The 11,729-nt window shown below is 31.2% G+C and carries 10 protein-coding genes and 1 riboswitch; of the genes, 1 reads left to right on the top strand and 9 read right to left on the bottom strand.

The window, feature by feature from the left end; all coding sequences use genetic code 11:
- Positions 1-4: 4 nt before the first annotated feature.
- The 9 genes from ssnA to ACI48P_RS14365 form a co-directional block, all read right to left on the bottom strand.
- Positions 5-1,333 (bottom strand): putative aminohydrolase SsnA, encoded by a 1,329-nt coding sequence (gene ssnA, locus ACI48P_RS14405; RefSeq protein ID WP_475216883.1) that lies wholly within the window; start codon positions 1,331-1,333, stop codon positions 5-7.
- A 20-nt stretch (positions 1,334-1,353) separates the two neighbouring features.
- Positions 1,354-2,934 carry an N-acyl-D-amino-acid deacylase family protein gene (locus tag ACI48P_RS14400; RefSeq protein WP_475216881.1) on the bottom strand — a complete coding sequence of 527 codons (1,581 nt, stop codon included), beginning with the start codon at positions 2,932-2,934 and terminating at the stop codon, positions 1,354-1,356.
- A gap of 18 nt (positions 2,935-2,952) precedes the next feature.
- Complete coding sequence (locus tag ACI48P_RS14395) at positions 2,953-4,140, bottom strand: YgeY family selenium metabolism-linked hydrolase (protein ID WP_475216879.1); 1,188 nt, start codon at positions 4,138-4,140, stop codon at positions 2,953-2,955.
- Between the two features lie 59 nt (positions 4,141-4,199).
- Complete coding sequence (dpaL, locus tag ACI48P_RS14390) at positions 4,200-5,411, bottom strand: diaminopropionate ammonia-lyase (RefSeq protein WP_475216878.1); 1,212 nt, start codon at positions 5,409-5,411, stop codon at positions 4,200-4,202.
- 239 nt (positions 5,412-5,650) lie between these two features.
- Positions 5,651-7,465: a sigma-54 interaction domain-containing protein gene (locus tag ACI48P_RS14385; RefSeq protein WP_475216876.1), complete on the bottom strand. Its 1,815-nt coding sequence runs from the start codon at positions 7,463-7,465 to the stop codon at positions 5,651-5,653.
- A gap of 169 nt (positions 7,466-7,634) precedes the next feature.
- A complete protein-coding gene (hslO, locus tag ACI48P_RS14380) occupies positions 7,635-8,510 on the bottom strand; it encodes an Hsp33 family molecular chaperone HslO (RefSeq protein ID WP_475216874.1) in 876 nt (291 codons plus the stop codon).
- Positions 8,511-8,533: 23 nt separating this feature from the next.
- Complete coding sequence (locus ACI48P_RS14375; RefSeq protein ID WP_475216872.1) at positions 8,534-9,280, bottom strand: class I SAM-dependent DNA methyltransferase; 747 nt, start codon at positions 9,278-9,280, stop codon at positions 8,534-8,536.
- Positions 9,267-9,536 carry a small, acid-soluble spore protein, alpha/beta type gene (locus ACI48P_RS14370; protein ID WP_475216870.1) on the bottom strand — a complete coding sequence of 90 codons (270 nt, stop codon included), beginning with the start codon at positions 9,534-9,536 and terminating at the stop codon, positions 9,267-9,269. The genes ACI48P_RS14375 and ACI48P_RS14370 overlap by 14 nt, the downstream gene beginning before the upstream one ends.
- Before the next feature lie 73 nt (positions 9,537-9,609).
- A complete protein-coding gene (locus tag ACI48P_RS14365; RefSeq protein ID WP_475216868.1) occupies positions 9,610-10,725 on the bottom strand; it encodes an amidohydrolase in 1,116 nt (371 codons plus the stop codon).
- A gap of 255 nt (positions 10,726-10,980) precedes the next feature.
- On the opposite strand from ACI48P_RS14365, the gene ACI48P_RS14360 reads away from it, so the two are divergent.
- The gene (locus ACI48P_RS14360; protein ID WP_475216867.1) at positions 10,981-11,454 is read left to right on the top strand and encodes a DUF4358 domain-containing protein; all 474 of its coding nucleotides are present in this window, start codon (positions 10,981-10,983) and stop codon (positions 11,452-11,454) included.
- Between the two features lie 92 nt (positions 11,455-11,546).
- Positions 11,547-11,717, top strand: a riboswitch (Lysine riboswitch).
- Positions 11,718-11,729 lie beyond the last annotated feature (12 nt).

Below are 11,729 nucleotides of genomic sequence, written 5' to 3'. Positions count from 1 at the left end.
ATTTTTATATTCTATCCCACAGCTTTTTACTCATGTCTCTACTTGTTGCTAATATTGACTCTTCATCAATATTTAATAATATTCTGTCTTTCATTACTACTTTTCCGTTGATAATAGTTGTATCAACGCTTCTTCCAGTCATACCAAATGTGATATGACCATTTATTGTATTTTCATTCAAAGGAGTATGAGGTATGTAGTCAACAACTATAACGTCTGCATATGCTCCTTCCTTTAATACACCTAAGTCATTGTTGAAGTATTTTCCTGCTATTGTTCTATTGTTTTCAAATAGCATAGTAGGTGCTTCAACCCATCCTACTCTTGGGTCACTTAATTGATGTTTGTGTATTATATTTGCAACCTTTAGTGATTCAAACATATCACTTGTATATCCATCAGTACCTAACCCAACAGTTATTCCCTTTTTAAAGAAATCTATTACTGGTGAACATCCAACTGCATTTCCCATATTTGATTCTGGATTATGAACTATGAAAGAATTATTTTCAACTATTAAGTCCATCTCATCAAAATCAACATGAATACAGTGAACTGCTATTGTTTTATCATTTAATACGCCAAAATCATTTAATCTTTCAATAACTTTTTTGCCATATTTTTCACGATTAACCTTAACATCATCTATTCCTTCAGCTGTATGCACATGATATCCTGTATCTAGGTTAGTCATTTCAGTTGCACATTTTTCTAAAGTTTCATCAGATAATGTGAATGCTGCATGAAGACCAAACATCCCCTTAACCATGTCTGTATCATCCTTTTGAGCAAACTTTATAAAGTCAACGTTTTCCTTAATTCCTTGAGCTATTGTCTCTTCTCCATCTCTATCAGATACTTCATAACAAAGATTTGTTCTTATTCCTAAATCTTTTGCTACATCAGCTATAGTAAATAAGCTTCCTTCGATTGCATATGGACTTGCATGGTGATCAAACACTGTTGTAACACCGCTTTTGATACAATCTATATAAGTTGCATAAGCACTATACTTTGTATCTTCTAAAGTAAGTTTTTTATCTAATCTCCACCATAAGTTTTCTAGTATTTCCATGAAGTTTTCTGATGGTTTACCTGGTACTGCCATTCCTCTAGCAAATGAACTATATATATGCATGTGTGTATTTATAAGTCCAGGCATTATAACCTTTTTCTTAGCATCTATAAATTCATAGTTTGAGTACTTTGACTTCATTTCTTCTGTAGTACCAATTTCTTTAATAACTTTTCCATCAATAACTACACAACCGTCTTCCATATAAAGATTTTCTTTGTCATGAGTTATTAATCTTCCATTACCAACTAATATCATGTTGTGATACCTCCCCAAGGTTATCTAAGTACTTTACCAGCTTTTATATGCTTATAGTCATTTTCTTCAATTACACAGTTTCCGTTTATGATTACATAATCTATACCTGTTGGGAATTGTGTTGAGTTTATGAAGTCATCACATCCTGTAACTGTTTCTTTATCAAAGATAACTATATCTGCAAAGTATCCTTCTTTTAATTGTCCTCTATCTTTTATACTAAAGCTCTCAGCTGCTTTTTTAGTCATCTTATGAACAGCTTCTTCAAGTTTTAGTACCCCTAATTCTCTAACATATCTTCCTAATATTTTTGGGAAAGAACCGTATGCTCTTGGGTGTGGTTTACCAGATAGTAAACCATCTGTACATACATTTTGCTCTTCTTGCTTCATAAAAGTAATAATATGTTCTTCTAAACCGTAGAAGTCAACCATACCAACTGCATTTTCTTCTTCTAGTAATAAATCCATAGTTGCCTCTACAGGATCTTTACCTCTCATTTGACCTATTTCTAATAAGCTTTTTCCTATTGTATCTTCATTTTTTTTATTTTTTACACTAGTTACAAATATTTGGTCAATACCTGCAAATTGAATAAAGTTGTCCCAACCGTCTATTCCATTTGCTATATCTTCTTTCATCTTCGCTCTATCATCTTCATTTTGTAGTCTTTCTAAAAGTTTATCTGTTCCGCCTGAATGTGCCCAAGGTGGAAGAACTACTCCTAGCATTGTACTACCTGCTGCATATGGATATTGATCAAAAGACACTTTTATTCCTTCAGCTTTAGCTTTTTCTAATAACTCTAAAACTCCAGGTATGTATTTCCAGTTATCTTTTCCACATACTTTAAAATGAGAGAAATGAACTTTAACACCTGATTCTTTACCTATTCTTATTATTTCTTCCATAGATTCAAGAATTGTATCTGCTTCACTTCTTTGATGTACAACAAATACTCCATCATATTTAGCAACAACCTTACACATCTCTATTACTTCTTCAGTCATAGAATATGCACATGGAATATATATAAGCCCTGTAGATAATCCTATTGCACCAGCCTTTAATTCTCTTTCTGTGATTTCGCACATTTTTTGAATCTCGTCTTTAGTTGCAGGTCTTCCTTCAAGTCCCATAGCTTCCATTCTAATATTACCATGAGGTACTAAATAAGTCTCATTTAATCCTACCCCTCTATCTTCCATCATAGCAAGATAGTTATCTGTAGTTTCATATTCCCAATCTATCTCATCACTTTCGCCATCTAAGCCTGCTAGATTTTTTCTCCATGAAGGTATAAATTCTTTTGGAAGAGGAGCCATAGATATACCATCTTGGCCCAGCACTTCCGTTGTTATTCCTTGTCTTATCTTAACTTCATTATATGGATTAACTAAAATCATAAGGTCTGAGTGGCTATGAGTGTCTATAAAACCAGGACATACTACTCTACCATTTGCATTTATTACTTTATCTGCAACTTCTGTAATTTCTGTTGATATTTTTGTTATTTTATCATCTGTAATTAGTACATCTCCTATAAAAGGTTCTGTTTTATTACCATCAACTATAAGTCCTTGCTTTATTAAAGTTTTCATAACACTTACCCCTATTTATTATTTTTTATAAACTGATTTAAGTATTCCGTAGTAACCTTTTGCTCCTATGAATAATTGTTCTTGTTCTATATATTCATCTATTGTATGAGCAAGATTTTCTTTAGAAGGTCCAAATCCTATTGTTTTTATTCCTGCTTCACCAGCGTAGTGACTTCCGTTTGTACAGAATGAATATTGAGTTATTTCACAGTCTACTCCAGCTTCTTTTAGTCCTTTGTAAGCTGCTTGAACAAACTCATCTTCCTCATCATATAACCAACCTGGGAAGAATCTTTCACCTTCTATTTTATTTCCTGTATAACAATCTTCGCTTCCTAAAGCGTAAGAAACCTTAGCGTTTAATTCTGAGTCTTCTCTCATCATCTCTTCTAATAACTCTTGAATTGGAGCTAATACACCTTCTTTAGTTTCTCCAACTAATAATCTTCTGTCAAAAGTAGCTTTACAATAATCTGGCACTACTGAAGCTCCTGGATATGGAGAAGATTTTATATCAGTTAAAACTAGTATTCCATCACCTAATACTGGATGAGTAGGAGGTACTAATTGTTGTACTCTTTCTATTATCTTAGACATTTTGTAAACAGCATTTATTCCTTTGTGTGGGTTAGCAGAGTGAGCTGGCTTTCCGAAAGTTTCGATTACTATTTCTCCTCTACCTCTTTGCCCTATCTTTAAATTAAGTTCTGAAGATTCACCTATTACAACATAGTCAGGCTTAACCGCTTCACTTATTTTTCTAGCTGCTATACCTTCAAATATTTCTTCATGAACAACACCTGCTACATAAAGTTCTCCTTCGAAGTCTTTTTCCGTATCTTTAGCAAAGTATGATACTGCAGCCATCATTGCACTAACTTGACCTTTCATGTCAGAAGCACCTCTACCGTAGATTCTTCCATTGTCTATAACAGCTTCAAATGGAGGGAATGTCCACTTAGTTGCATCTGGTACAGTAACTGTATCTATATGTCCATCAAATAATATTTTCTTTCCTGGCTTGTTTCCTTTTATACAACCTATTATGTTTCCATATTCATCTCTAGACCAGCTATCGAATCCTAACATTTCAAAGTTCTTTTCTACAGCCTTTACTACGTTTTCTTCTTGTCCTGAGTAACTTGCATTTCTTATTAAATCTTGGCAAACTTGTGTTAATTCTTGTTTTCTTTGTTCATTTAACATTTTATTAATCCCCCTTTTTTCTATTCTTGGCCTTTATATTTGAGTGCTATAGCTAATAACTATACACTTGCACATTCTCCATCCCAAACTATACTTCTATATTTTTCTGGGTCAGTATCACCTTCTGTACTTACTAATAATACTCTTGAATCTTTATCTAACTTTAATGCTTCTCTTAAATCTTTTAATTTTTCATCAGTCATAACTGCTGCTAATAATCCAGCTGTTACAGCCCCTGATTCTCCAGATATTACTTTTGTATCTCCTGTTAATGGGTTTCCTAATACTCTCATTCCCTTAGCTGCTACCCAGTCTGGAGCAGAAACGAAAGCTTCTGAGTAATTCTTTAATATTTCAAATCCTATAGTATTTGGTTCTCCACAAGCAAGACCTGCCATTATTGTAGGCATATCTCCATCAACAAATCTTGGCTTACCATCTCCTGCTTCAGCAGACTTGTAGAAACAATCTGCTTCATCAGCTTCTACTACTACAGTTATTGGGCACTCTTCAAACATGTTAGCTACGTATCCTTGTACAGCTCCTGCAAGTGATCCAACACCAGCTTGAATAAATACATGTGTAGGTCTTTCTACTCCATACTCATTTAATTGCTCTACTGCTTCTTTAGCCATAGTTCCATATCCTTGCATTATCCAAGCAGGGATATCTTCATAACCTTCCCATGCAGTATCTTGTACTACTAATCCATCAACTTCTTTTGCACTTTCAACAGCTAATCTAACTGCATCATCGTAGTTTAACTCTGTTATACTAGCATCTGCACCTTCAGCTTTTATATTGTTTAATCTTGTTAAAGACGATCCTTTTGGCATATATACTACAGACTTTTGCCCTAATTTATTTGCAGTCCAAGCAACTCCTCTACCATGGTTACCATCTGTTGCTGTAAAGAAAGTTATATCTCCAAGCTTTGCTCTAACTTCATCAGATAATAACTTTTCATAAGTTAACTCAGATATATCCATTCCTAATTTTTCTGCCATATATCTTGCCATGGCAAATGAACCACCTAACACCTTAAATGCATTTAATCCAAATCTATATGATTCATCTTTTACGTAAACTCCAGCAACACCTAAAACTTCTGCTAATTTATCTAGTTTAGCTAATGGTGTTTTTGTATATTGTGGGAAGCTTTCATGGAAAGCTTTTACTTTGCTTATTTCTTCATCATTTAAAAATGTTATTGTTTGCTCCTTGTTCTCTGACTTCGGTAAGTTATTTAATTTCCATTTTATTTCTCTCATCGCTAATTCCCCCTTGTAAATGTTTGCACTATATTACTAAAGCAACTCCTGTGCCAAAACAAAGTATTATCTTTTATTTGTTAAAAAAAAAATTTAAATCTAGCATTCAAGCCCTTTTTTCGTTAAATTAGTCACATTCTTTTTTTCTGATATATAGTTTTTAACTTCTCAAAACGAAAAAAATTCCCAAATCGGGAATTTTTATCGATTTGGGAATTTCTATTTTGATAATTTTTTGTTTATATTATATGTTCTCCTAGTTTTCTATATAAAGTAGACACGCCTATACCTAGCTTTTTAGCTACTTCCTTTTTTGCACTTGTTCCTCTACCGTATTTATCTAATAGATTATTTATATATGTTAGTTCTAGTTCTTTAATAGTCAGGATATTTTCATCATCTATTTTAGGGAAAATAATATTACTATTATTTTTAGTATTAACACTACTTTCTATATGATTTACTTCAATCTCATTACCTTTTTCTTTTGAATAGTAATTTAGTATATCTAATGGAAGCATATCTTTTGATATTATTCCATCTTCTCCGATTATATTCATCATATATTCTACTGAATTTTCTAATTCTCTAATATTTCCCGGCCAATAATAATTAATCAACATTTCCATTACAGGTTCTTCAATTTTTTCTACATTTATATCAAATTCTACAGAATATTTATTTAACATCATCATAAATATATCTTTAACGTCGTCTTTTCTTTCTCTTAATGCTGGTAGATTTATCGGAATTACATTTAATCTATAATATAAGTCATCTCTAAACTTCCCCTCATTAACTAACTCTAATATATTTTTATTAGTAGCAGCTACTACTCTTATATCTAAATCAATAAGTTTGTTAGAACCAATTCTTGCAAACTTTCTTTCTTGTAAAACTCTAAGTAGTTTTGCTTGTAGGTGAAGTGATAAATCTCCAATTTCATCTAGAAATATTACACCTGTATTTGCAAGTTCAAACTTACCTATTTTACCTTCATTACTTGCCCCACTAAAAGCACCTTTTACATATCCAAAAAGTTCACTCTCTAATAGCGGTTCTGGGATTGCAGCACAGTTAATGGCTATAAATGGTTTATTACATCTGTTTCCTTCTGCATGAATTGACTTTGCAATTAATTCTTTACCTGTACCACTTTCCCCAGTTATTAGTACCGTAGAGTTGGATTTTGCAACTCTTTTAGTTTTTGTCTTAACTTGATTCATTACGTCACTATTACCAATTATAGAATCTATCTTTTTTACTTCCCACTTAGTATTTATTTTTTCTACTTTATCACTATAAACTTCATCAAAAATTATCATTCTATCGTAGTCATTCACATATGGATGTACTGGTATTATCTTATATGTGGTGTTATAGATGGTATCATCTATGGAGAAGTTTATCATCTCACTTTTTTCTCTACTTGTTTCTATTGATCTTATTTCTACTAATTTACCTACTGTATTTTCAAAAATATTTAATCTTTTTTTAGCAATATTATTAATATATGATATCTTGCTATTAGCATCTAAAATTAATACACCTTTTTCTATATTATCAATAATATCCCTAAACATTCGTATTTTTCTATCATTAGTTTTGTTATTTTCATGTTCTTCAACTTTTAGAGATATTAAGTCTGAGATATGATGAATAAATTCTAGATAAGATTTTATTTTAATGTTCATTTCCTTTTTCTTTTCTTTTTCTGTACTTATTGCCCCTATGACTCCAATAGTTCTACTATTATGTTTAATAGGAACTGCTATAAGAGTTTTATCAATACATTTATTAAGCTTAATGCAATTTGTGCATATTTCATTATGTAATACATCAACTACGGTAATATCATCACCTGTACTAATTACCTGGCTGTATAGATACCCTTCTGATATTGGCATTTCATTATTTTTATTTTTATATATACCCGAACCACCAATTCTAATCAGTCTGTCATCTACAATTTCAATATCCACATTTAATACACTAGCTATGGTATCTATGTACTTTGTCATTTCATCTTGAACTTGCTTTAACATACTTACCATCTAAACGATTTCCCCTTTATCATTAAGTTTGTATTGATATTATTTTACCATAATTTTTTCAAATAATATCATTTAATGTATATAAAAGAAGAGATATGGATTAACCATACCTCTTCTTTTATATATTTATTACATTCAAATATTACATTTTTAGATTTATATTTATTAATTACATTTCTTGTAATATTTCTAATAATTCTTTTTCTGTATAATGATAGTTTTGATTACAGAATTGACATCCTAATTCTGCTTGCTTGTCTTCTTCTATTATTTGAGATAATTCATGTTTTCCTATAGCTATAAGAGCTCCTTGAACTCTTTCTTTAGAACAATCACACTCAAACCCAACTTCAATCTTATCTAATATCCTTGGTTCTAATCCAGCTAAAACTATATTTAATATATCTTCTTGAGTCTTACCTTCTTTTAATAATGTAGTTATTGAAGGTAAGTTTGCAATATTAGCTTCTAACTTAGATATATTTTCTTCTGTTGTATCTGGCATTAATTGAACTATAAATCCTCCAGCATGTTCTACTTCATCTTCTTTAGTTAAGACACCTAAAGCTACTACTGATGGAGTTTGCTCTGATAATGCAAAGTAGTGAGTTAAATCTTGTGCTATCTCACCACTTACTAATGGATACGCTCCGTTATATGGTTCTCTAAGTCCTAAATCTTTAGTAACTCTAACCACACCATCTGTACCTACAGCTGCAGCTACATTTAACTTACCATTTTCATAGTCAGGTACTTCTACATGAGGATTTGTAACATATCCTTTTACCATACCTTTTGAATTAGCAGTTGCTAATATTGAACCTATTGGTCCTCCACCCTTTATTATAACTGTTAATTTATCACCATCATTTTTCATCATTAAACCCATGATTGATGTTGCTGTTAATGTTCTTCCTAATGCTGCTGTAGCAACCTTAGTAGTACCATGTAAAGATCTTGCTGTTTCTACCATATTTGTAGTATTAGCAACGAAAGCTCTTATTTGACCTTCACCTGCAGTTGCTCTTATTACATAATCTTTCATTGTATTCCTCCGATAAGCCTAATTTATTTTTTACATACGAAGAATACTCTTTGAGCATCTTCTTTTGGACTTTCAAAAGTAAAATCTCCATATGCTTTAATGTCTTCAAAGCCTGCTTCTTGAAGCAGTTCTATTATTTCTTCTTCTGTATATGCTCTTTGTTGATGAACTTCTTCAAATCTTTCAAACTTACCATCTTCACCTTTTAAGAAGAATGCTAATTCCATTTCTACTAAATTTTCTTCATCATCAAAGTAGTTTTGCCACATGTAAGCTACATTTTCTCTATTTTCACCATACATATTGTTACCTAATATAGTTGATAACTTATAGAATGAGCTTATATCAAATATAAATATTCCATTCTCTTTTAATAGTTCATGTGTCTTTGTAAATACATTTACTAAATCATCATCATATGTAATGTAGTTGAAACCATCACAAGCACAAAGTACACAGTCTAAGTTTGTTACATCAAAATCTAGCTCTGCTATATCTTGTTGTAATAAAACTAACTCAACGCCTTCTTTTTCAGCTTTTTCCTGAGCTACACTAAGCATCTCTCCTGAAATATCTATACCTGCTATATCATAGTTTTTCTTAGTTAGTGGTATTGTTAAGTTACCTGTACCACATGCTAATTCTAATATGTTTTTTACATTTACTTTTTCATCTTTAATAATATCTTCTATATATTTTACCCATCCATCATAATCAACTTCATTCATAAGTTCATCATAAATAAATGCAAAGTCTCTATATTGATCCATCCTCTTTATTTTGCTCCTCTGCTATCTTTTTTTGTTTCTTCTTGCGAGCAGTAAGTATTCCACCAATTCTTCCAGCCTCTTTGGCAGTAAGTCCTGCCCAACCATCTGCGCTTACTTTGTCTAGTAGACCTAGTTCTGACGCTATCTCATATTTCATTATATCATTATCTGTCAATATTTTCGTTTTTTTACTATTACCTTTTTTAGTCTTCTCACATTTATCTATTAGTTCTTGATTTAATTTTTCATTATTCATAAAAATCACCCCTTCTTCTTTGTATTCTTGTCATTTGACCAAAATTTATACAAATATTGAAGGGGTAAAATTTTTAATCTATAGAGTTTTTAAACTTAAGTACTTTTAAGTATATTTCTAATGCATTTTTAAAGATACTTTCATCAAAATTAAAGTTAGCATTATGAAGTCCATTTACAAATCCTTTTTCTTCATTTCTAGAGCCTAACATAAAGAATAGGCCTGGTATTTCTTTTTGATAATACGAAAAATCTTCTGATATCATTAGAGGATCTAAACTTACTATCTTATCTTCACCAATAGCATTTATAAATTCTCTGCATAAGTCTTTATCGTTGTTTACAGCAGGATAAAAGTCTACTATATTTACATTTATTTTGCAATTATATACAAATTCATATCCTTTACAAATTTCAATTATCCTATTTTTCATTGTGTTATAAGTATTTGGATCAAAAGTCCTCATAGTACCTTCCATTAGTACGTCTTCTGCAACTATGTTTCTTATACTGCCTCCTACTATCTTGCCTATAGTTATAACTGCATTATCTATTGGGCCGATGTTTCTTGAAACTATAGTTTGTAAACTATTTATAATATTTGAAGCTACTACTATTCCATCCACACCATTTTGAGGCATAGCTCCATGAGCACTTTTTGCTTTTATTTCTATATCAATCTCTCCAGACTGGGCCATAAAATATCCTTCTCTTATTCCAACATAGCCTTCTAAAATTTCAGGATATATATGAAGACCATATATTTCATCAACATTATATTCTTTTAATATACCTTCCTTAACTAAATCTTCTGCTCCTCCAGGTCCCTCTTCTGCTGGTTGGAATATAAACACAATATTGTCATTTAAAGATTCTTTATTTTCATTAATATATTGAATCAATCCTAATAATATAGACATATGTCCATCGTGGCCACATAAGTGTTCTACTCCATTATGTGTGGCTAATCCATCGATATCACTTCTAAAAGCTATTGTTTTCTTAGGATTCTTCCCTTTTATTACACCTACTGTTGCCGTTTTTAAATAAGTCTTATACTCTATACCTATTTTATCTAAGAAATCTCTTATATATTTAGATGTTTTAAACTCTTGTCTTCCTATTTCACCTATGTTATGAAGGCTTATCCTGTGTTTTTTCATTTCATTTTGTATGTTTAACAATTCCATGCTTCAATTCCCCCCCCCCAATTGAACCCCAATTTTACTAACACTATTTTCTAAATATTATAAATACATTATATATTACTATAATCAACTTATACACTATATATATTTTAATATTATTAGTTCATTTCTATTAATGTAGATTCTCCAACCAAAGTAAACCTTTTCCGATATACATTGGCTAAATATTGACAATATTTCTTATAATTGATACACTACCTAAAAGGATATTTATTACATATGTTTTGGAGGATGAACATGAAAAAACTAAAAAGAATAATAACAGCTACAATGTTAGCAGGTGTTATGGCATTGGCTGTAGGATGTAGTGGAAAGACTGATGAAGCTGAGACTTTAGATGTAGCTACAATGCAAACTAATCTTACAGAAGCTAACGTATTACTAAACCCTTCTATGGAATCACCAGCAGCTGAGCACTGGATATTTGAAGAAGTAAAAGACAAAGTAGAAGACGGTTTTGTTAATCAAGCAATGATAAACGTTAAGCTACAAGATGTTATAGTAGTAAAAACTACTGACACTGACGCTGTTGTAAAAGCTATAGAAAGCTACAAGGATAATTCATTAAAAATGTTCGCTGACGGTTACGGTGGTCCTGAAAATACAACTGCTGTTGCAGATTCTAAGTTAGAAGTAGTTGGAGATGTTGTTTATTTCATAGCTACTGAAAACGCTCAAGATGTAGAAAATGCATTATTAGGAAAAAAATAATTTTTTAAAATTTAACATAATTTTCTAAAAATTTTAATTGCTTTATTATAAAGCATGTACTAAAATAATAATAATTAACTTTAATAATTATAACCTAAGGTAGAGGTGCCATAAATAAAAGTATTCAATAGTAGCTGGCAGGCGTTGATAATTGAAGAAAGGATTTGTGGCCGAAGATAATACAAGTGCGAAGGTATTTTCTGGGATTACATAGAATATATGTAATACTGTCACTTAATCTTAAGTGTTGAGCTACAAGGTTTACTTTAACGTAT

This window comes from Romboutsia sp. LXY-2 (genome assembly GCF_056171995.1).
This window is presented reverse-complemented; position numbering and strand designations above follow the sequence as displayed.